The 20,203-nt window shown below is 72.3% G+C and carries 21 protein-coding genes and 4 pseudogenes; 21 read left to right on the forward strand and 4 right to left on the reverse strand.

Annotation, left to right across the window (positions count from 1 at the left end; translation table 11 throughout):
- Positions 1 to 70 precede the first annotated feature (70 nt).
- Entirely contained in the window at positions 71 to 634 is a 564-nt protein-coding gene (locus FM051_RS20255; protein WP_158845627.1) for a DUF305 domain-containing protein, read from the forward strand.
- Positions 635 to 685: 51 nt separating this feature from the next.
- Here FM051_RS20255 and FM051_RS20260 read toward each other — a convergent pair whose 3' ends face one another.
- Positions 686 to 2,320, reverse strand: a complete 1,635-nt coding sequence (locus tag FM051_RS20260) for a LuxR C-terminal-related transcriptional regulator (RefSeq protein ID WP_158845629.1) — start codon at positions 2,318 to 2,320, stop codon at positions 686 to 688.
- A 111-nt stretch (positions 2,321 to 2,431) separates the two neighbouring features.
- On the opposite strand from FM051_RS20260, the gene FM051_RS20265 reads away from it, so the two are divergent.
- Positions 2,432 to 3,226, forward strand: a complete 795-nt coding sequence (locus FM051_RS20265) for a class I SAM-dependent methyltransferase (protein WP_158845631.1) — start codon at positions 2,432 to 2,434, stop codon at positions 3,224 to 3,226.
- A gap of 92 nt (positions 3,227 to 3,318) precedes the next feature.
- Here the strand turns inward: FM051_RS20265 and FM051_RS53705 are convergent, their stop codons facing one another.
- Together FM051_RS53705 and FM051_RS20270 are read right to left on the reverse strand one after the other, a co-directional pair.
- A complete protein-coding gene (locus FM051_RS53705) occupies positions 3,319 to 3,675 on the reverse strand; it encodes a zinc-binding dehydrogenase (RefSeq protein WP_338019482.1) in 357 nt (118 codons plus the stop codon).
- Positions 3,650 to 4,351, reverse strand: a complete 702-nt coding sequence (locus tag FM051_RS20270; protein WP_338019483.1) for an alcohol dehydrogenase catalytic domain-containing protein — start codon at positions 4,349 to 4,351, stop codon at positions 3,650 to 3,652. Before FM051_RS20270 ends, FM051_RS53705 begins: the two co-directional genes overlap by 26 nt.
- 61 nt (positions 4,352 to 4,412) lie before the next feature.
- Between FM051_RS20270 and FM051_RS20275 the strand changes: the two genes are divergently transcribed.
- The 15 genes and pseudogenes from FM051_RS20275 (at position 4,413) to FM051_RS20335 (ending at position 17,506) form a co-directional block, all read left to right on the forward strand.
- Positions 4,413 to 4,934 carry an SDR family NAD(P)-dependent oxidoreductase gene (locus FM051_RS20275; RefSeq protein ID WP_238412510.1) on the forward strand — a complete coding sequence of 174 codons (522 nt, stop codon included), beginning with the start codon at positions 4,413 to 4,415 and terminating at the stop codon, positions 4,932 to 4,934.
- 50 nt (positions 4,935 to 4,984) lie between these two features.
- Positions 4,985 to 5,854 carry a branched-chain amino acid ABC transporter permease gene (locus FM051_RS20280; RefSeq protein ID WP_158845634.1) on the forward strand — a complete coding sequence of 290 codons (870 nt, stop codon included), beginning with the start codon at positions 4,985 to 4,987 and terminating at the stop codon, positions 5,852 to 5,854.
- A gap of 24 nt (positions 5,855 to 5,878) precedes the next feature.
- Positions 5,879 to 6,760 (forward strand): branched-chain amino acid ABC transporter permease, encoded by an 882-nt coding sequence (locus FM051_RS51875; protein ID WP_238412511.1) that lies wholly within the window; start codon positions 5,879 to 5,881, stop codon positions 6,758 to 6,760.
- Between the two features lie 188 nt (positions 6,761 to 6,948).
- Positions 6,949 to 7,677, forward strand: a pseudogene (locus FM051_RS51880) (ATP-binding cassette domain-containing protein); the annotation flags it as partial.
- 5 nt (positions 7,678 to 7,682) lie between these two features.
- Complete coding sequence (locus FM051_RS51885) at positions 7,683 to 8,378, forward strand: ABC transporter ATP-binding protein (RefSeq protein ID WP_238412513.1); 696 nt, start codon at positions 7,683 to 7,685, stop codon at positions 8,376 to 8,378.
- Position 8,379: 1 nt separating this feature from the next.
- A complete protein-coding gene (locus FM051_RS20290; RefSeq protein ID WP_238412514.1) occupies positions 8,380 to 9,432 on the forward strand; it encodes an acyl-CoA dehydrogenase family protein in 1,053 nt (350 codons plus the stop codon).
- Between the two features lie 87 nt (positions 9,433 to 9,519).
- Positions 9,520 to 10,308, forward strand: coding sequence for an enoyl-CoA hydratase/isomerase family protein (locus FM051_RS20295; RefSeq protein WP_158845639.1), 789 nt, complete (start codon positions 9,520 to 9,522; stop codon positions 10,306 to 10,308).
- A 38-nt stretch (positions 10,309 to 10,346) separates the two neighbouring features.
- Positions 10,347 to 10,649, forward strand: coding sequence for a Zn-ribbon domain-containing OB-fold protein (locus FM051_RS20300; protein WP_238412515.1), 303 nt, complete (start codon positions 10,347 to 10,349; stop codon positions 10,647 to 10,649).
- Entirely contained in the window at positions 10,642 to 11,772 is a 1,131-nt protein-coding gene (locus FM051_RS20305) for a thiolase family protein (RefSeq protein WP_158845645.1), read from the forward strand. Before FM051_RS20300 ends, FM051_RS20305 begins: the two co-directional genes overlap by 8 nt.
- 9 nt (positions 11,773 to 11,781) lie before the next feature.
- Positions 11,782 to 12,975, forward strand: coding sequence for an acyl-CoA dehydrogenase family protein (locus FM051_RS20310; RefSeq protein WP_158845648.1), 1,194 nt, complete (start codon positions 11,782 to 11,784; stop codon positions 12,973 to 12,975).
- A complete protein-coding gene (locus tag FM051_RS20315; protein ID WP_158845650.1) occupies positions 12,972 to 13,907 on the forward strand; it encodes a phosphotransferase family protein in 936 nt (311 codons plus the stop codon). The genes FM051_RS20310 and FM051_RS20315 overlap by 4 nt, the downstream gene beginning before the upstream one ends.
- Positions 13,908 to 13,947: 40 nt before the next feature.
- Positions 13,948 to 15,159, forward strand: a complete 1,212-nt coding sequence (locus FM051_RS20320) for an acyl-CoA dehydrogenase family protein (RefSeq protein ID WP_158845653.1) — start codon at positions 13,948 to 13,950, stop codon at positions 15,157 to 15,159.
- Complete coding sequence (locus FM051_RS20325) at positions 15,156 to 15,914, forward strand: SDR family NAD(P)-dependent oxidoreductase (protein WP_158845655.1); 759 nt, start codon at positions 15,156 to 15,158, stop codon at positions 15,912 to 15,914. Before FM051_RS20320 ends, FM051_RS20325 begins: the two co-directional genes overlap by 4 nt.
- Before the next feature lie 227 nt (positions 15,915 to 16,141).
- Positions 16,142 to 16,716, forward strand: a pseudogene (locus tag FM051_RS20330) (thiolase family protein); the annotation flags it as partial.
- A gap of 163 nt (positions 16,717 to 16,879) precedes the next feature.
- Positions 16,880 to 17,506, forward strand: a complete 627-nt coding sequence (locus FM051_RS20335; RefSeq protein WP_158845658.1) for a TetR/AcrR family transcriptional regulator — start codon at positions 16,880 to 16,882, stop codon at positions 17,504 to 17,506.
- Between the two features lie 89 nt (positions 17,507 to 17,595).
- Here the strand turns inward: FM051_RS20335 and FM051_RS20340 are convergent.
- Positions 17,596 to 18,426, reverse strand: a pseudogene (locus FM051_RS20340) (carbohydrate kinase family protein); the annotation flags it as partial.
- 127 nt (positions 18,427 to 18,553) lie between these two features.
- On the opposite strand from FM051_RS20340, the pseudogene FM051_RS51890 reads away from it, so the two are divergent.
- The 4 genes and pseudogenes from FM051_RS51890 to FM051_RS20360 form a co-directional block, all read left to right on the forward strand.
- Positions 18,554 to 18,845 (forward strand): annotated as a pseudogene (locus FM051_RS51890) (FAD-binding protein); the annotation flags it as partial.
- A 63-nt stretch (positions 18,846 to 18,908) separates the two neighbouring features.
- Positions 18,909 to 19,448, forward strand: a complete 540-nt coding sequence (locus FM051_RS20350; RefSeq protein WP_158845661.1) for an FAD-binding protein — start codon at positions 18,909 to 18,911, stop codon at positions 19,446 to 19,448.
- The gene (locus tag FM051_RS20355; protein WP_158846151.1) at positions 19,445 to 19,858 is read left to right on the forward strand and encodes a hypothetical protein; all 414 of its coding nucleotides are present in this window, start codon (positions 19,445 to 19,447) and stop codon (positions 19,856 to 19,858) included. Before FM051_RS20350 ends, FM051_RS20355 begins: the two co-directional genes overlap by 4 nt.
- The gene (locus tag FM051_RS20360) at positions 19,855 to 20,196 is read left to right on the forward strand and encodes an EthD family reductase (protein WP_158845664.1); all 342 of its coding nucleotides are present in this window, start codon (positions 19,855 to 19,857) and stop codon (positions 20,194 to 20,196) included. Before FM051_RS20355 ends, FM051_RS20360 begins: the two co-directional genes overlap by 4 nt.
- The last annotated feature ends 7 nt before the right edge of the window (positions 20,197 to 20,203 follow it).

The following is a 20,203-nucleotide window of genomic DNA, read 5'->3' on the forward strand; positions in this document are numbered from 1 at the left end:
CCGGCTTGAACCGTCTGCGGTGCGCGGCCGTAACCCCCTATGTCAGGACGACATCTACAGCGGAGGACTCATGCGCCGACAGGCGGCGGCGGCACTGATGGGGTTGCTGGTCTGGACACTGACCGCGTGTTCCATGGCGAGCGGGGGGACTGCTCCCGCGGCGCCGAACGCGGCCGGGGCCAACGAGACCGACATACGCTTCTCCCAGCTGATGATCCCGCACCACCAGCAGTCGATCCAGCTCGCCACGCTGGCCGCGCAGCGCAGCACCTCGGAGTTCGTGAAGAACACGGCGACGGAGATCACCACCGCGGAGACCGAGGAGATCGAGCTGATGTCCGGCTGGCTCCGGTCGTGGAACGTCGAGGTTCCCGCGGGCGGGCAGGCCGCGCACAGCATGCCGGGAATGCTCTCGGCTGCGGAGATCTCCGTGCTGGAGAACTCTTCCGGGCAGGACTTCGATCGACAGTGGCTGGTCACGTTGGCCAAGCACCTGCGCAGCGGCGTCCAGATGGCGAAGACAGCGCTGGCGACCGGGCAGGACGCGGCGACCAAGACCCTCGCCCAGGAGATCATCACCGGACAGGAGGCTCGGATCTCCGCGCTCGACAGCCGGATTTCCCAATTGAAGTAGCGCTGCCGGCCTGTGCGGAGCGGGCGGCCCGACCTGGAAGACGCGCGTCGGTCAGGGATGGGGCAGTTCGGCGGTGCGGGCGAGGGCCGCCGCTTGGGCGCGGTTGCGCAGGCCGAGCTTGGTCAGGACGTTGCTGACGTGGTGGGCCGCGGTCTTGCGGCTGATGAACAGTCGGGTGGCGATCTCCGGGTTGGACAGGCCAAGTCCGAGCAGGTGCAGCACCTCGCGTTCGCGGGTGGAGAGCAGGCCGACGTTCTTGGCGCCGGTGCGGCCGTGGACGCCGAGGGAGCGCAGCAGCGCCGCGGCGGCATCGGCCTCGCGGGCAGCACCCAGCCGGTCGAAGACGGCCAGCGCCGCTCGTGCCTCGGCGACGCCGACCTCAGGGGAGGTGGCCGCGAGCAGGCGGGCCAGCTCCAGCCGGGTGCGGGCCTCCTCCAACGGGAGGGCGGCGGTCTGGAACCCGGCGAGCGCCCGTTCGAGGTGGCCGATGGCGGTGTGGTCGTCGGTGGCGGAGATGCCCGCGGCGTAGGCCGCGAAGGCGGCGAGCAGGGGTGTCGGGGTGCGTTGAGCGAGGGCGGCCAGCCGGGCTGCGATATCGGCAGCCTCCGTCCCGTGCCCGGCGGCGACCTCCACTTCGGTGAGCAGCGCCAGCACCGGGACGGCGTGCACGTCCTCGCCGGAGTTGCCCAGGTGGCGGCGCAGGACCGTGGCGGCCAGCTCCAGTTCGCCGCGGGCCAGGTGCAGCCGCGCCAGCGGACGGACGGCGTAGGCGTCGTGCTCGTGCCCGGCCAGGAGCTGCTCGGCCTCCTCCAGCCGGCCCTGGCGGACGCGCAGGTCGGTGAGGCGGACGATCGCCGCCGAGCGCAGGGCCCGGTAGCTGCGGCCGTACAACCGCAGTGAGCCGGTCAGCTCCGCATCGGCGTCGGCCCAGCGGCCGGCCGCGGTGAGGATGCCCCCGTAGTGGGTGCGGCAGATGGCCGACGCCCAGGCCAGGTTGGCGCGGTGGGACAGCGTGTCGGCCGCCTCCGTCCACTGCTGCGCGCGCCGCACGTCGAGCGTCATCTCGCAGGCGACGAGCATCTTGCACAGGATCTCCCCGGCGGCGACGGGGCTGCGCACCTCGCCGCCCTGGGTCGCGGCGGCCGCCTCGTCCAGGTGTCGCATGCCCTCGGCGATGTGCCCGCGTTCGACGAGTGCCGCGCCGGCGTAGGCGAGCGCGTCGAACTCCAGGTCGGAGTCCCCGAACCGGCGCGCGATGTCCAGGGCGGCGGCCACGTGCCGGTCCTTCTCGTCGAGGTCGTCGGTGGCCGGGACGCACGCCAGCTCGACCCAGCCGTGTTCGGGGCAGTCGCCGCTCGCCCGCGCCAGCCGTCGTCCGCGCTCCAGCCACCCGTTCGCGGCGGCGAAGTTGCCGTGCACGGCGGCGTAGTCGAAGGCCAGGTGGTAGGCGGCCAGCCGGGCGGGACGGCGGGTCTCACCCCGAGCCCGGTACCCGGCGTAGGCACGTTCCCGGAGGTCGATGGCGGCGGCGTAGTCGCCCTGCCAGTAGCGGACCTCCCCGAGCCCGTCGAGTGCCTCCGGGGAGGCGTCGCGTGCCACCGCCGCCTCCAACGCCACCCGGGCGTCGGCCCAGCGGCCGTCCTGGAGCGCGGTGGTCCCGGTCGCCACGAGCTCGTCGGCGTCCACCTGGCCATTATGGGCGCCGAACGCGTCGCCGGATGGGTCGGCTGACCCATCCTCGCCAGTACCGCAGGAGCCACGCTCGTCCTGGTCACAACCAGGAAGGGTTGGTCGGAGATGACTACCGAGACGTTCCGGATCTCCGCTGAGCAGGCCGAGGTCTACGAGGAGAAGTTCGTGCCCGCGCTGTTCACGCAGTGGACGGAGCCGCTGCTGGACCTGGCCGGGGTCCGGCCCGGCGAGCGGGTGCTCGACGTCGCCTGCGGCACCGGCGTCCTCACCCGGCGTGCCGCCGACCGCGTCGGCCCGACCGGGCGGGTGGTCGGGCTCGACCTCGGCGACGGCATGCTCACCGTCGCCCGGCGGCTGCGGCCGGACCTCGACTGGCGTCAGGGGGACGCCGCCGCGATGCCGTTCGCCGACGGCGCCTTCGACCGCGTGCTCTGCCAGTCCGGGCTGATGTTCTTCCCGGACACCACCCGAGCCCTGCACGAGATGGGTCGGGTGTGCGCGGCGGACGGCGTGGTCGGGCTGCAGGTCTACAGCAGCCTGGACCGGCAGCCCGCCTACGGGCCGTGGGTGGAGACGGTCGCGCGGCACACCGGACCGGAGGCGGTCAGCCTGTTGAGCACCTACTGGTCGCAGGGTGACCTGGACGAACTGGCCGCGCACTGCGCACGTGCCGGCTTGGAGGTCGCCGACAGCCACTCGCTGCTGGGAACGGCCCGGTGGGACTCGATCGACCAGATGGTGCGGACCGAGGTGAACGGCACCCCGCTGGCCGACCGGATCGACAGCGGGGTGTTCGAACGGGTCCTGGCCGAGTCCCGTGAGCTGCTGGCCCCCTACGCCACGCGTGCCGGCGCAGCGGTGCCCATCCGCGCCGAGTTCGTCGTCGCGCGGAAACGCTGACCGTGATGACCGTTCAGCACAGCGGCGGCGCCGATGCCACGCGCGGCGCCGGTCACGATCGCGGTACGGGACGGGGACACGCGAACCTCCGGTCAGTCGGGGATCAGTACGGCGCGTCCGCGCACTTCGCCGAAACGCAGTGCGGCCAGCGCCTCGTGCGCGCGGGACAGCGGGAACGACTCCGTGGCGACCGGCAGCTCTCCCGCGCGGGCCAGGTCGACCACGTCGTCGAGTTCGATCCGGGAGCCCCAGAACGGCAGCGACACGCGGCATCCCGGTGGCAGCGCGCCGGGCTTGCGCACCTCCAGCACGCCGCCCCCGCTGCCGACGACGACCAGTTCACCGTGCGCGCGGACGGAACCTGCGGCGAGCGCCAGCGTGGTGTCCGATCCGACGAAGTCGAGCACGACGTCCGCCCGCACGTCACCCCGGCAACCGAGCCGCGCCATCCGGTGTGGACAGCACGGTCACGTGCGCGCCGCACGACCGGGCGAGAGCGAGCGCTTCCGGCCGCACGTCCACCGCGACCACGCGGCTCGGTGTCAGGGCGCGCAGCAGGCGCACCGCGAGATGACCGAGCCCGCCACCCGCGCCGATCACGACGACGGTGGACTCCGCGTCGAGCACCGGGATGTGCGGGGCGAGCGCGTGGTAGGGCGTCAGCCCGGCGTCCGACAGCGGCGCGGCGCTCTCGGCCGCGAGATCCCCGATGGGCACGAGGTGGCGACCCGACGGCACCAGGACGTAGTCGGCCATCCCGCCGTCACGACCCAGTCCCATCCCAGCCCAGCCCAGGTCGGCGCGGCGGTCGCAGTAGTTCTCCAGGCCGGCCGCACAGCGCCCGCACCGCCCGCAGCCCCACGGTCCGTACACCAGCACGCGTTCACCGACGGCCACATCGGCGAGCGGACCCGCCTGTTCGACGCGCCCCGCCACCTCGTGCCCCAGCGTGAACGGCAGCCGGAACGGCAGGTCGCCCGGCCCGGCGTCGAGCACGTGCAGGTCCGAGTGGCACAGGCCGGCGGCCTCCACCGCCACCAGCACCTGCCCGTCGCGCGGCACCGGCCGGTCGACCTCGCGCAGTTCCGGCGCCTGCCCCCACCCGGACAGGCGCAACGCCCTCATGGTTGACACCACCGGGTCAACATAGCAAACTGAATTCAGTTCAGGAAGCCGGGGGTGTCGCGTGGGGCGGTTCGACGGCAAGGTCGCGCTGGTGACCGGCGCGGGTTCGGGCATCGGTGCGGCGGTCGCGCGCGGTCTCGCCACCGAGGGTGCGACAGCGGTGGTTCCGGCGGACGTCAGCGGCGAGCCCCCCGTCGACGTCTCGGACCCCGCGCAGGTGGACGAGCTCGTGGACCGGATCGTGCGCGACCACGGCCGGCTCGACGTGGTCGTGCACGCCGCCGGTGTGGACGACCCGTGGGCCAAGGGGCTCATCGCGGACTCGGTGGTCGACGGCGTGCCGCTCGACGTCGCGTCGCGGCTCGGCGACGAGTCGTGGCGGCGGGTCATGGCGGTCAACCTCGTCGCGCCGGGACCGACCGAGACGGGCATGGCCGACCGCACCCCGCGGGCCCTGCGACAGCGCGCCCGCTACGCGACGGCCGACCAGATCGCCGACGTCGTGCTGTACCTGGCGGGGGAGGAGTCGGCGAACCTCGTCGGCGCGGTCCTGCTCGCGAACGGTGGACGTTTCACCGCGTGACACCTGCAGTCCTTTGAACTGAGTTCAATTAGTGCCTGGAGGTGATCATCGTGGATCAGTTCCTGCTCGTGCTGGTGAGCGGTGTGGCCAGTGGTGCGATCTACGGGCTCATGGGGTTGGGCCTGGTGATCATCTACCGGGCGACCGACGTGGTGAACTTCGCGATCGCGAGCCTGGCCACCCTGGGGCTGTACCTCGCGATCACGTTCCACGACATGGGCGTGGCCCTCGTCGTCGGCGTCCTGCTGGCGATCCTGGCGACGGCCGTGTCCGGGGTCGTGGTGCGCGAGGTCGTGATCAGGCCGCTCGGCCAGGGGCAGCTGTTCTCCGCACTGGTGATCACCATGGGCGTGACGCTCATCGTCGAGAGCGTGATCAGCTCGGTGTGGGGCACCCAGTCCAGGTCGTTCCCCAACCTCGTGGAAGGCACGGTCCGCTGGGGCGACGCGGCCATTCCCGCGCAGAGCCTGCTCACCATCGCCGTGGCGGGTGTCGCGATGGCCGCGGTCGCCTTCCTGTTCGGCCGGACGACCCTCGGCTCCGCCATGCGCGCGGTCGCGGAGTCCGCGGACACGGCCAAGGTGATCGGCATCAGCGCCCACCGGATCGCGCGCATCGCGTGGGCGCTGGGGCTCGGCCTGGCCGCCCTCGCGGCCTGCCTGTACGCGCCGCGTGGCGGCATCGGCCCGGTCGTGCTGGCCGCGCCGCTGTTCCGCGCTTTCGCCGGGATCTTCCTCGGCGGGCTCACCAGCATGTACGGCGCCGTGATCGGCGGCCTGGCAGTGGGCGTGCTGGAGAACCTCGCCGCCGCATACGTGTTCGCGAGCTTCCGCGACACGTTCGTCTTCTCGTTCACGGTCCTCGTGTTGCTGATCAGGCCCCAGGGCCTGTTCGGCACCCGCACGTTCCAACGGGTCTAGTTCCCACGGGTCTAGGAGCAGCACATGGCGCTCGGCCGTTCCACCCTCGTGAAAGCCGCGCTGGGACCGCTGTCCGCCCTCGCCGTCATCGGCGTGGTGGCCAGCGGCGCGGTCCCGGCCTACCAGGCGTACTCGGTCGCCCTGGCCGCGGTCTACACCGTGCTCGCGATCTCGGTCGGCCTGCTCGCCGGGTGGTCGGGCGTGTGGTCCGTCGGGCACCCCGCGTTCTTCGCCACGGGCGCCTACTTCGCGGCCTACGGCAGCGCGCACGGCTGGGCGTTCGAGGTCATCGTGGTCGCCGCCGTCGCCTGCTGCGCGGCGATGGGCGCGTTCCTCGGGTACGCGGGCGCGCGCTTCTCGGTGCTCTACATCGCGCTGCTCACGCTGGCGTTCGGCCTGGTGTCGCTGGAGGTGATCAACCGGTGGACCGATGTCACCGGTGGCGACCAGGGCGTTCCGGTCGGCGCGATGGACAGCGTGCTGGGGCTGGGCACGTTCGCCGGCGGCAGTGAGACCCAGTACCTGGCGATCGGGGTGGCCGGCGTGGTGCTCGCTGCTGCGGTGCTGGCCAGGACGACGGCGTTGCGGATGCGCCTGGTCGCCGCCAAGTCCCACCCGCTGGTCGCGCGCTCGGTCGGGATCGCGCCCGAAGCGCAGACGGCGCTGTCGTTCGCGGTCAGCGCCGGTGTCGCGGGTCTGTCCGGCGTGCTGCCGGCGGGCATCACCGGGTTCGTCAGCCCGGACCCCTTCTCGCTGAACCTCGGTGTCGCGGTGATCGCGGCGTGCGTGTTGGGCGGTGTCGGCTCGGTCGCGGGCGCCGTGGTCGGCGGCGTCTACCTCGCGTGGGCGCCCGCGCTCGCCGGGGCCGTCTCGCTGCCGCAGCCGGTCCTCCAGGCGTGCTGCTGATCGTGGCGCTGATCTTCCTGCCCGGCGGCGCGGTGCCGTTCCTGGGCACAGTGCTGCGCCGGCTCACCCGCCGGTCGGCGCCGACAACGGTCGCTCACCACGTCGGCGACGAGCCACACGCTGTTGAGGCACCGGCACGGCGAACCGTGCCGGACGGGCCTGTTGTTTTGAGGTTGGACGGCGTCACTGTCCGGTTCGGCGGCCTCAAGGCGTTGGAACAGGCGTCGCTCACCGTGCGGCAGGGCGAGGTCGTCGCGATCATCGGGCCCAACGGCGCCGGGAAGACCACTCTGCTGAACGTCCTTTCCGGACTGATCGGCGGCGGCCGGGTCGACGGCGAGGTCGACTACGGGGGCAAGGCGCTGCTCGGCGCGCGGGCGACCACCCGCCGCCGCTACGGCATCGGCCGGACGTTCCAGCACGCCGAGGCGTTCCCCGAACTCACCGTCGCGGAGAACGTGCTGTGCACCAACCGCCGGATCACCGCGGAGCACCGCCGCCGTGCCGCCGAACTGATCACGGGCATGGGTCTCGGCGACGTCGCCGACCGGCGTCCGACGGAACTGCCGTTCGGTCTCCAGAAGCGGCTGGACCTGGCGCGTGCGGTCGCGGAACGGCCCGCGCTGCTCCTGCTCGACGAGCCCTTCGGCGGACTGGACGCGGGCGAGCGGCGACTCGCCGCGAACCAGATCCGCAAGCTCCGCGACGAGGGCAGCGCCGTCGTGATCATCGACCACGTGCTGGACGACCTGTTCGCGGTGGCCGACCGCGTCGTGGCGTTCGACTTCGGCGTGCGATCGCGGAAGGCGAGCCCGACACGATCCTGCTGGACGCCCGCGTCCGCGCCTCCTACCTCGGCACCACGAGCACCCGCGCCGAGCTGCCCGAACCGAGCGACCGGCCGGCGATCAGGCTGAGCGGGGTGAGCCACCACTACGGCGGTGTCGCGGCGCTGCACGACGTGGACCTGACCGTGCCGAGGGGTGCCGTGCTCGGCGTGGTCGGGGCCAACGGCGCGGGCAAGAGCACGCTCGGACGCGTGCTGCACGGCTCACTCGTCCCGTCGGCGGGCGTGCGAGAGGCGCCGGCGGACATCCGCGGCAGTCTGGTCCCGGAAGGCCGTGCGTTGTTCAAGACGTTGTCGCTGCGGGAGAACCTGGAGGTCGCCGGGTACGCGGTCGGGCTGAAGGGCGCGGCCCTCCGGTCGCGGCTGGACGAGACGGCCGAATGGCTGCCGCCGCGGCTGCGCGAGCGGCTCGGGGTGCCGGCGGCGGGACTGAGTGGCGGCGAGCAGCAGATCCTCGCGGTCGCCAGGGCGCTGATGGCCAAGCCCGACGTGCTGATCGTCGACGAACCCGCGCTCGGGCTGGCGCCTTCGCTGGTGGACGAGGTGTACTCGCGCATCAACCGGCTGGCGCACGACGGGGTGACGGTCGTGCTGCTCGAACAGTCGCTGAGTCGGGCGCTCACGTGCTGCCACCAGGTCGTGGTGCTGCACGAGGGCCGGATCGCCGCGTACGGCGAGTCCGCGGACCCTGGGTTCGCGGAACGCGCCGAGGCGGCCTACTTCGGCGGTGGCACACCCGTGCTCCCCGATGCCGAACTGTCGGAGGCGTGACGTGCTGACGATCGATCCCGCGCTGCTCGCCGAGACCGACGAACAGGCGCAACTGCGGTCGGTGCTGCGAGAGTTCTTCGCCGACCCGGGCGCGGACTGGCACACGCTGGCCGGACAGATCGGCGTGCCGGGACTCGCCGTGCCGGAGCGGTACGGCGGCGCGGGGTACGGGTTCCGCGAGTTGGCCGTGGCGCTGGGTGAGGCGGGCCGGGCGCTGTCACCACTGCCGCTGCTGTCGTCGGCCGTGCTCGCGACGAGCGCGCTCCTGGCCTCCAACGACGACGAGGCCTGTGCCCGCCACCTCCCCGCGCTCGCCGCCGGAACGTCCACCGCGACCCTCGGCTTCGGCACGGTGGACGCCGAAGCCGGGCGGCTGCGCGGAGCGGTCGACATGGTGCTCGACGGAGCGGACGCGTCCCTGGTGCTGATCCCCGGCCGCACCCCGGCCGGACTCACCCTGTTCGCCTGCGCCGACGGTTTCACGCGCCGGCCCCGGCGCGTGCTCGACCCGAGCCGACCACAGGCGCTGCTGGAGTTCCACGACGCCCCGGCCACACCGGTCGGACCGCCGGGCGGTGCGGAGGCGATCCTCGCCGCCGCCCGCGACGCCGGGTTGGCCGGACTCGCGGCCGAGCAGGTGGGCGGTTGCGAGCACGCGCTGGAGGCCACCGTGGCGCACGTGCGGCAGCGCAACCAGTTCGGCCGTCCGATCGGGTCCTTCCAGGCGGTCAAACACCGGCTCGCGGACCTGCTCGTGGAGATCGAGGCGGCGAAGTCGGCGGCCGGTTACGCCGCCGCCTGCGTCGACGCCGCGCCGGATGAGCTCCCGGTCGCGGCGAGCGCGGCGAAAGTCGTCTGCTCGGCGGCTTCCGTCCGGGCCGCGGCCGAGTACGTGCAGCTGCACGGCGGGATCGGCTTCACCTGGGAGCACCCCGCGCACCGCTACGTGCGGCGGGCCCGCACGTCGGAGGTGTTCCTGGGGTTGCCGCACGAGCACCGCGCCCGGATCGCCGCACTGCTCGGCCTCGACGATGGCGGCGCGAACGTGGCGTAGCACGCGTCCGACCAGTCTTGACACGGCGTCGTGCGACCTCTACACATGGATTGAATTCAGTTCAGTTTCGAACCCTGGGAGACCACCGTGAGCGTCAACGACGAGATCCAGTTCGAGCGGGACGGCAACGTGGCCAGGGTCTGGCTCAACCGCCCGTGGAAGAAGAACTGCGTCACGCTGCCCATCCTCAAGCGGCTCGACGAGATCATCACCGAGGTCGACGCCGACCCGGAGCTGCGGGTGCTGGTGCTGCGCGGGCGCGGCGGCACGTTCTGCTCGGGCTTCGACCTCGACGAGCTGCAGTCCGACTACATCGGCAGCAGCACCGCGATGGACGTCGCCGTCGTCTCGGCGAAGGTCTGCGACCGGCTGTACTCGATGGCGACGCCGTCCGTGGCGGTGCTGGAGGGTCACGTCACGGCGGGCGGCTTCGAGCTGATGATCTCCTGCGACTTCGCGATCGCCGCCGACGACGCCAAGATCGGCGACTTCCACATCCGCCGCGCGCTGTTCGGCGGCGCGGGCCCGATCTACCGGGTGCCCAGGATGATCGGCATCCGCAAGACCAAGGAGCTGATGCTCACCGGGAAGCTGCTGTCCGGCACCGAGGCCGTCGCCTTCGGCCTGATCAACTCTTCCGCGCCCGCCGAGGAGCTGGACGACACGGTGGCCGAGTTCATCAGCCACCTCACCGACAAGAGCCCGTTCCAGATGCGCATCACCAAGATGACCATCGACCGCAGCCTCGAAGCGGACATCCAGTCGTTGATGGTGATGGAACACCTCGCTGTCGGCGTCACGCTCAACTCCCAGGACGCCGCCGAGGGCGTGGCCGCGTTCCTGGAGAAGCGCGAGCCCAAGTGGACGGGGCGCTGATGCCCTCGCTTCGAGGGGCGCGGTGCGGCGCCTGCGCGGTGACACTGTACCCGGCTGGTGACGCCTGCCCGCGTTGTGGGCAGGCCACCGGGCCGGTGACGCTGTCCGCCGTCGGCGAGCTGTGGACGTGGACCGTGCAGCGGTTCGAGCCCAAGTCGCCGCCGTACGTGCCGCCGCCGGGTGGGTTCGCCCCGTCCGCGGTCGGCTACGTCGAACTGCCGGAGGGCGTGCGGGTCGCCGCCGTCCTCGACACCGACGACCTGGCCTCGATCCGGATCGGCATGCCGGTGCGGATCGAGGCGGGCGTCGGGGTTCCCAGAGCCAGGAGTGCCGATGACTGAAGTGCTGATCGCGGGAGCGGGCATCACGCGGTTCGGCCGCACCGAAGACGTCAGCGGGCGGCAGCACGCCGTCCGGGCGGTCACCGCGGCGCTGGCGGACGCCGGGATCGAGTGGTCGCGGGTCGGGGCGGCCTTCGGTGGCAGTGACGCCGCCGGGAACGCGGACACCCTGGTCGCCGAACTCGGGCTCACCGGTGTGCCGTTCGTCAACGTGAAGAACGGCTGCGCGACCGGCGGGAGCGCGCTGGTGTCCGCGGCGAACGCGATCCGGTCGGGCATGGCGGACGTCGTGGTCGCGGTGGGCTTCGACAAGCACCCGCGCGGTGCGTTCGACCCCCGGCCCGCGGACTGGGGGCTCGACGAGGCGTACGGGCGCGACGGCCTGATGGTCACCACCCAGTTCTTCGGCATGAAGATCCAGCGGTACATGCACGACCACGGCATCTCGGCCAGGACGCTCGGACTCGTCGCGGAGAAGGCCTACCGCAACGGGGCGCTCAACCCGAACGCCTGGCGGCGCAAGGCGATCAGCGCGGACGAGGTGCTCGCCTCCGGCATGGTGAACGACCCGTTGACCCGCTTCATGTTCTGCTCGCCCGGTGAGGGTGCGGCGGCGCTGGTGCTGTGCGCGCCGCACGAGGGCGTGCCGGTGACGCTGCGCGCCGCCGAGGTGCGGACCCGGACGTTCGGCACCTTCGAGGTGTTCAGCCCGTGGGTGCCGGGCGGGGAGCTGACCAGCGTGAGCCGGGCCGCGGCGACGGCGGTGTTCGAACGGGCCGGACTCGGTCCCGGTGACGTGGACGTGGTGCAGGTGCAGGACACCGAGAGCGGCGCGGAGGTCATGCACCTGGCCGAGTGCGGCTTCTGCGCGGACGGCGAGCAGGAGAAGCTGATCGCCGAGGGCGCCACGGAGATCTCCGGGACGCTTCCGGTCAACACCGACGGCGGCTGCATCGCCAACGGTGAACCGATCGGCGCGTCCGGGTTGCGCCAGGTCTACGAGGTGGTGCTCCAGCTGCGCGGGCGTGCGGGCGTGCGTCAGGTGCCCGGTGGTCCCAGGGTCGGTTTCACCCACGTGTACGGCGCGCCGGGCGTGAGCGCGTGCACCGTCCTGTCCGGGTGAGGTGAGGTCATGACCGGAATTCCGGACCCCGCGTCGTTCCGGGCGCAGGCCCGTGCGTGGTTGGGTACCGCTGCCGCACGGCGCGGGGAAACGCGGGCGTGGGGCAGTGGTGACGACTCCGTCGCGGTCTTCGAGAACTGGACCGAGGACGAGGAGCGTGCGCACACCGAGCGCATCAGGGACTGGGAGCGGACCCGGTACGACCAGGGCTGGGGCGCGCTGAGCTGGCCCGTCGAGCTGGGCGGCCAAGGGTTGCCCCCGCACTACGAAGGTCTCTACCGGGCCGAGGAAGCCGCGTTCGACGTCCCACAGCGGACCGAGATCTTCCCGGTGACCAGGCACCTGGTCGCGCCTGCGATCGGGATCTGGGGCACCGAGGAGCAGAAACAGCGGTGGCTGCGGCCCATGTTGCGCGCCGACGAACTCGCCTGCCAGCTGTTCTCCGAGACCGAGGCGGGGGCGGACCTGGCCGCCGTGCGAACCCGAGCGGTACGCCACGACGACGGCTGGGTCCTCGACGGGCACAAGGTGTGGACATCGGGCGCGCGCGTGGCGACGTGGGGGGTTGCGGTCTGCCGCACCGATCCAGAGGTGCCCAAGCACGCGGGCATCACCGTGTTCCTGGTCCGGATGGACGCCCCCGGCGTCACGATCCGCCCGATCCGGCAGATGACCGGCGGGGAGAGCTTCAACGAGGTGTACCTGGACGGGGTCGTCGTGCCGGACGCCGATCGCCTCGGGCCGGTCGGCCAGGGGTGGAAGGTCACCCTGTCCGTCCTCGCCGCCGAACGGCTCGACTCCGGGACGCTCGGCCTGGACAACGCCGACCGCGCGATCGAGCTGGCCCGGCGGTGCCCGGCGGGCGAGGTGCAGCGCGACCTGGCCGCGGACCTCTACATCCGCACCCTCGTGCAGCGGGTCATCGGCCTGCGGATCACCGCGGCACTCGAAGCGGGCACCGCACCGGGCGCGGAAGCCTCGGTGGGCAAGCTGTACGCCACCGAGACGATGCGCCGCACCACCGACCTCGTGCTGCGACTGCTGGGGCCGCGGCTGGTGGCCGACACGGGTGAGTGGGGCACGTTCGCGTGGACCGAGCACCTGCTCGGCGCGCCGGGGTACGCCATCGCCGGCGGCACCGACGAGATCCAGCGCAACATCCTGTCCGAGCGCGTGCTCGGCCTGCCCCGGGAGCCCCGATGACCACCGCACTGTCCACGTTGGCCGGTCGGGTGCGGGACCGACTGGGCGGCGAACCGGTCCCGCTGCCGGGTGGCCACTCCGGGCTCACCTACTCGGTCACGTCGTCGACCGGCCGTTACGTCGTCAAGGCGGTACCGCCGGGCCGGCGGCCGATCGGGCGCGACGACGTGCTGCGCCAAGCGCGCGTTCTCACCGCCCTGCGCGGCGAGAACGTCCCGGTGCCGGAGGTGGTGGCCGTGGACAAGCGGAAACCAGCCTGGTTCGCCATGGAGTTCGCCACCGGTGACGCGGTCGAGCCGGTGACAGACGAGCACGACCTCGACCCGGCAACGGCCCGAGCGCGGATGCTGGCGCTGGTCGCCGTGCTGCGCCGGTTGCACGAGGTCGACCTGTCGGGTCTGCCGACCGACCTGCCCGCACCGACCGACGCGCGCGCCGAACTGGACCGCTGGAGCCGCACGTTGCACGCGGTCCCGGCCGAGTTGCGCCCCGGCTCGGACGAACTGCTGCGGCGGCTCGCCGCGACCGTGCCCGGTGACCTGCCGCCGGTGTTGCTGCACGGCGATTTCCGACTCGGCAACGCGCTCTGCGTCGGTGACCGGGTGACGGCGGTGATCGACTGGGAGATCTGGAGCGTCGGGGACCCGCGCACCGATCTGGCCTGGTTGCTGCTGTTCCGCGACGACACCAACTTCCCCGGTGTGGGGCGCCCAGTCGAGGACCTGCCCACCGAGGCCGAACTGCTGGCCGGCTACGGCCCGGCACTGCCCGACATGGACTGGTTCCGCGCGCTGGGGCGGATGAAGATGGCCGCGATCATGGGCCACAACCTGCGCAGGCACCGCGAGGGCCGGCACCACGACCCGCACCAGGAACTACTGCCGCCGACGATCGCGGCGATGATCCGCACGGCCACCGAGATCCTCGGCTGAGGCCGCGAACCTACTCGCGAACCAACTACGGAGGACAGTCGTGGACTTCGGCTTCTCCCCGCGTGTGCAGGAGCTGCGCGAGCGGATGCGGTCCTTCATGGATCAGCACGTGTACCCCAACGAGGCGGTGTACGACCGGCAGCTCGCGGAGTCCGGCAAACCGCACGACCTGCCGCCGATCATGGTGGAGCTGAAGGAGAAGGCCCGCGCCGAAGGGCTGTGGAACCTCTTCCTCGCGCACGGCGACAGGGGTGCCGGGCTGACCAACCTGGAGTACGCGCCCCTGGCCGAGATCGCCGGGCGGTCGATCATCGGCCCCGAGGTGTTCAACTGCTCCGCTCCGGACACCGGCAACATGGAGCTGCTGTCGCTGTTCGGCACGCCAGAGCAGCAGGAGCGGTGGCTGACGCCGTTGCTGGACGCGCGCATCCGGTCCTGCTTCGCGATGACCGAGCCCGACGTGGCGGGCTCCGACCCGCGCAACATCCGGACGACGATCGTCCGGGACGGCGACAGCTACGTCGTCAACGGCCGCAAGTGGTACACCTCGGGCATCCTCGACCCGGACTGCGCACTCGTCATCGTCATGGGCGTCACGAACCCGGACGCGCCCGCGTACCGCCGGCAGAGCATGCTGCTCGTGCCCAGGGACACGCCCGGCATCACCGTGCTGCGGGACCTGCCCATGTTCGGCTACACCGACCGGCTCGGCCACGGCGACGTGCTCTTCGAGGACGTCCGGGTGCCGGCGGAGAACCTGCTCGGCGGCGAGGGCGACGGGTTCGCCCTGGCCCAGGGGCGGCTGGGCCCCGGCCGGATGCACTACGCCATGCGCGCGGTCGGGTTCGCCGAACGCGCGCTCGACCTGATGTGCCGGAGGGTGTTGCGCCGCACCGCTTTTGGCGGCCCGCTCGCCGACCAGGGCGTGGTGCGCGAGTGGATCGCGCGCAGCCGCATCGAGATCGACCAGGTGCGCCTGCTCGTGCTCAAGTCGGCCTGGCTCATGGACACCGTGGGCAACCGGGCCGCGCGCACCGAGGTCGCCGCGATCAAGGTGGCGGCGTTGGAGGTGGCGCACCGCGTGGTGAGCCGGGCCGTGCAGGCGCACGGCGCCGCCGGGGTCAGCGACGACACGGTGCTCGCGCGGCTGTTCGCCATCACCAGGGCGTTGCAGATCGCGGACGGCCCCGACGAAGTCCACCTGCGCACCATCGCGAAGCTCGAACTGGCGCGGCACGAGGAGAGCGAGTGACCACTTTGGAGGGCAGGGTCGCCGTCGTCACCGGCGGTTCGCGCGGCATCGGGCTGGCGATCGCCAAGGCGTTCCGGGCCGCGGGCGCGCACGTCGTCATCGCGGCCCGCAAGCCGGAAGGGCTCGCGGCGGCCCGCACCGAACTATTGGCGGACGACGGCGGGGGAGAGGTGCTCGACGTCGTGGCCAACGCCGGCGAGCCCGACCAGGCGCGGGCGTGCGTCGATGCCACCATGGCGCGCTTCGGCCGCGTCGACGTGCTGGTGAACAACGCCGCGTTGTCCGGCTCTCCAGACGCGTCGGAGGAGAGCGCGGAAGACATGGCCGACGTGTTGTCGGTCAACCTGGTCGCCCCGTTCCACCTGGCGAAACTCGTCGCCGAGACCGGCGGGGCGGGTACGAGCATCGTCAACGTGGCGTCGATCCTCGGCCTCGTGTCCGGCGCGCCGCTGGGTGGCGCGGGCTACAGCGCGTCCAAAGCGGGCCTGATCGGGCTGACCAGGGAACTCGCCGGCCAGTGGGGACCGAGTGGAGTGCGGGTCAACGCGCTGGCGCCCGGCTGGTTCCGCACCGAGATGACCGCCGGGCTGTTCGCCGACGAGCGGTCGGCGCGGTGGGTGGACCGCAACACGATGCTGCGCCGGCCGGGCGGGGAACGGGAGCTGGACGGCGCCCTGGTGTTCCTCGCCTCCGGCGCCTCGTCCTACTGCACCGGTCAGGTCCTGGTCGTCGACGGCGGCTGGACGGCACGATGAGCCCGGTCACCGTCGTTGTCCACGACGGCGTCGCACACGTGGTGCTGAACCGCCCAGAGGCGGCCAACGCCATCGACCTCGCCATGGCGCAAGGACTGCTGGATGCGGCACGCGCCTGCCGGTGTTCGGCGACAAGGGCCCACCCGCGTTCGGCGATGAACGCCCGCCCGCGTTTCGCGATGAGGGCCCGCCGCTCACGTTCGGCGGCATCACCCCAGGAGGAGATCATGGCTGAGGCTTTCATCGTCGCGGCGGTCCGCACGCCGGTCGGACGCCGCAACGGCGCGTTGAGCGGCGTGCACCCCGCCGATCTCGGGGCGCACGTGCTGCGCGCGCTCATCGAACGCTCGGCCGTCGATCCGGCCAGATCGGCGCGCAGACGGGCAACATCGCCCGCACCGCGTGGCTGTCCGCCGGCCTGCCGCAGCACGTGCCGGGCACCACCCTCGACCGGCAGTGCGGCTCCTCGCAGCAGGCCGTGCACTTCGCCGCGCAGGCGGTGCTCTCCGGCACGGCGGACCTCGTCGTGGCCGGCGGGGTCGAGGTGATGAGCCTGGTGCCGATCGCCAGTCCCATGATCGTCGGTGAGCGCGAGGGGATGGGCGCACCCTTCGACGGTGAAGGCTGGCGGCAGGTGTTCGGCGATCAGGAGGTGTCCCAGTTCCGGGGCGCGGAGCTGATCGCGGAGAAGTGGGACGTGTCCAGGGAAGACATGGAGCGGTTCGCGCTGCGCAGCCACCAACGGGCGGTGGCCGCGACCGCGTCGGGCGTGTTCGACGACGAGATCGTGCCGTCGTTCGGCGGCCGGTACGGGCTGCAGACCATGTGCGAGGGCGGTGGGATGGCGAACGCGACGGTCCTGGAGCGGGTGTAGCCGCGCTCCGGCTCCCCGAAGTGGAACTGAGTTCAAATCAGGTCTAGACTGGCCCGTCGTTCACCGGACGGACCACAAGCGGGGGTATGTCGTGACTGCGGCCAAGATTGTCGAGCCGGACGAGGGACCGCGGTCGAAGCGTGCGGCCATCCTGTCGATCGCCATCAAGTACTTCGGCCGGGAAGGGTACGACGCGACCAAGTGGTCGAAGGTGGCGGAGAAGGTCGGCATCGGGCAGACCGCGCTCTACCACTACTTCGAGTCGAAGGCGCACTGCCTGCTCACCATCATGCGGCTGGAGTTGCAGCGGTCGCACGAGATGTTCCTCCAGGCGACCGCGGACCAGCCGGACGCGGCCGAGGCCCTGCGCGCGGCGATCCGCGCGGCCTACGCCGTGTCGGCGCACGAGGTGCTGCAGATGCGCATCCTGCAGAACAACCTCGACCTGCTCGCCGTGCCACGTCGGTCCAAACGGGAGGAAGCCGAACGGCTGGCCGCGCGCGACCTCGTGCACCAGATCGAGACCAGTTGGACCGAACTGCTCGAACGCGGCATGGCCGAGGGGCTGTTCATCGAACGGGACGCGCAGCTGCTGGCGCAGAACCTGCTGGGCATGATCGTGAGCGTCTGGCGCTGGTACCGGCCGACCGGGACGAAGAAGCTCGCCGACGTCGGCGCACTGGTCGAGGAAACCGGCCTCCGGATGCTCGCCCGGTAACCCGCCGAACACGTCGGTGGCGGCCTCGTCCCGATCCGGCGGCCGATCGGCCGCTCACGCTCGCAGGAGTGCCGCGCCGGCGTGGCGGATCAGTCCACCTCCAGGGTCGGGGTGCCGGCGGCGAGCGAGTCGGCGGTGGCCAGGTCGAACTCGCCGTGGTCACCGCCGAGCCCTTGAGCCACCAGTGCCGCGGCCGCGCAGCCCAGCACGGCGGCATCCCGCAGCGGACGACCGAGGCCGACGCCGCGGAGGAACCCGGCGGAGAACGCGTCGCCGCAGCCCGTGCTGTCGACCACCTCGACGGCGAACGCGGGCACCGTGATCACCTCGTCCGCCGTCATCACGAGCGCACCCCGCGCCCCGCGGGTGACCGCGACACACCCGACGCCCCGCTCGAGCAACGCGCGAGCCCCTTCCTCCAGCGTGGCGGCACCGGTGAGTCCGAGGACCTGCTCGTCGTTGGGCAGCAGGTAGTCGAGAGAGGGCAGAGCGGGTGCGATCCAGGGCAGCACGCCGGGATCGCCGGGGGCGAGCAGGTCGGCCGAGGTCACCACGCCGGCTGCCCGCGCCGGGGCGAGGATCTTCGCCGCGTTCTCGCCGCCCATCAGCTCGGGCGCGCCCAGGTGGAGGTGGGTCGCCCGCGCGATGTCGGTGTATGGGGCGTCGTCGGGCCCGTAGGCGAGGTTCGCGCCGGGAACGTGGAACGCCGGCCTGCTGCCGTCCCGGCGGATCGGTAGCACCGACGCCGAGGTCTGCACGCCGTCGCGGCGCACCACCAGCGAGGTGTCGACCCCGTACCCGGCCAGCATCGACAGCAGCAGATCGCCGATCGGGTCCGCACCGACGGCACCCGCGGTGCGGACCGTCGCGCCGAGTTTGGCCAGCGTGACCGCGGTGCCCGCCGCCGTTCCCGCGGGGCCGAACCGTGTCGCCGAACGGGAAGCTCGCCGCGTACCAGGTCTACTTCACCACGACGTTCCAGGTGGTCGGGTCGTGAGCGCCCCGGCCTCGGTAGACGTCGTCGTGTTCGGGGCCGGGCTGGCCGGGATGTCCGCGGCGGTCACGGCGGCGTCGGCGGGCGCGAAAGTGGTCGTGGTCGAGTCCGCGCCGACGATCGGCGGCTCGGCCGCCATCTCGGGCGGCTACGTCTGGGCCATCGAGGACGAGGAGCGGATGCGCGCCGAGGACCCCGGCGAGTTCCAGCGCCACGGGAACCTCGTCGTGCGCGGCTACCAGGACGCGATCGACTGGCTGCGGTCCTACGTGCCCCCGCTGACCGGCGAGCAGGCGGCGCTCGCCGGTCGGGGCTTCAAGTTCGACATGCCGTCTCTACGCCGCCGGCGTCGAGGCGGTCAGCCCGCTCGACTTCATCACCTTCGCGCTCTACCACAGCAGCCTCGGTGTGCTGCTCGATCCCGCGGGCAGGCGGTTCGCCGACGAGACCCGCCGGGACCACAACAACGCGATGGCGTTGGCCGCGCACGGCGGACGCGGCCTGCTGCTGTGGTCGGAGGAAGTCCAGCGGGGTGCCGCGCAGGCCCCGTTCGTGCCCGGCAGTCCCCGGCTCGACCGCTGGGCGTTCACCAGGGACCGGGGCGGGCGCGCCACCGTCGCCGACGACCTGGCCGCGCTCGCCCCCGTGCTCGACCGGTGGGGCTACCGCCTGCCGCTGGAACTGGACGACGAGGCACGTGCCCGGCTCGGGGCCGGTCCGGTCTACGCGGCCGACGTGGTGCCCGCGATCACCTTCACCTTCGGTGGCGTGGTCGTGGACGACGACGGCGTCGCGGTGGACGAGGCGGGCCGCGCCATCCCCGGCCTGTACGCGGCGGGCGCGGACATGTCGGACGTGTACCACCAGGGCTACGGCGGCGGGTTGTGCCTCGCCGTGGTCTCCGGCCGCCGCGCGGGCGTGGCCGCGGCTCGAGAGGACTCCAAATGACCGGCGAGACCGACGACACCGCACCGGCGCCGTTCCTGACGGCGTGGTTCGAACTCATGGACAGCGACCACCCGGAACGCGTGCTCGACCTGATCAGCGCGGACTTCGCCTTCTCCGTGCTGTTCTCGACGGGGGCGGAGGCGGCCACCGATTTCGCCGGCGGACGTGCGGCGATGGAGCACTACCTGGCACAGCGGGAGAAGGGTGCGTTCACCCATCACCTGATCACGGCCTCCACCAACGGCCCGGACGAGCTGTTCCTCGGCGAGACGCGGCGCGACGGGCAAGTGGTCTCGACGTTCGTCGCGGCGGCGCGGATCAACGCCGACGGCCTCGCCGAGCGCATGCTCATGGCCCGTTCGCCCGCCGTGCGGTTCGGGGAGCAGCGGTCCGGGGAGCAGCCGTCATGAGCGGGACGCCGGACGGCCTCTACAACCTCGTGCTGCTGGCCGCCCGGCCGCCGGACTGGACGCACGAGCGGTTCATCGCGTGGTGGCGCGGCGAGCACGCCGAGCTGACCCTCCGCTTGCCGGGACTGCGGGCGTGGCGGCACACCGAGATCGAGGCCGCGTTCGAGCCGCGTTCGGAGGGCTGGGACGGCTTGTCGGTGCTGAGCTTCGACAGCGCCGAAGACCTGCGCAAGGCACTGGCGAGCCCCGAGTGGGCGGCCGCGGTCGCCCAGGTCGGTGACATGCGTGGCCGCCGGATCGCGGTGATGGGAACCGAGCGGGAGATGTTCCGCGGCTGAGGGTGGA

The sequence above is a fragment of the Saccharothrix deserti genome, assembly GCF_009769385.1.
Taxonomy (GTDB): domain Bacteria; phylum Actinomycetota; class Actinomycetes; order Mycobacteriales; family Pseudonocardiaceae; genus Actinosynnema; species Actinosynnema deserti.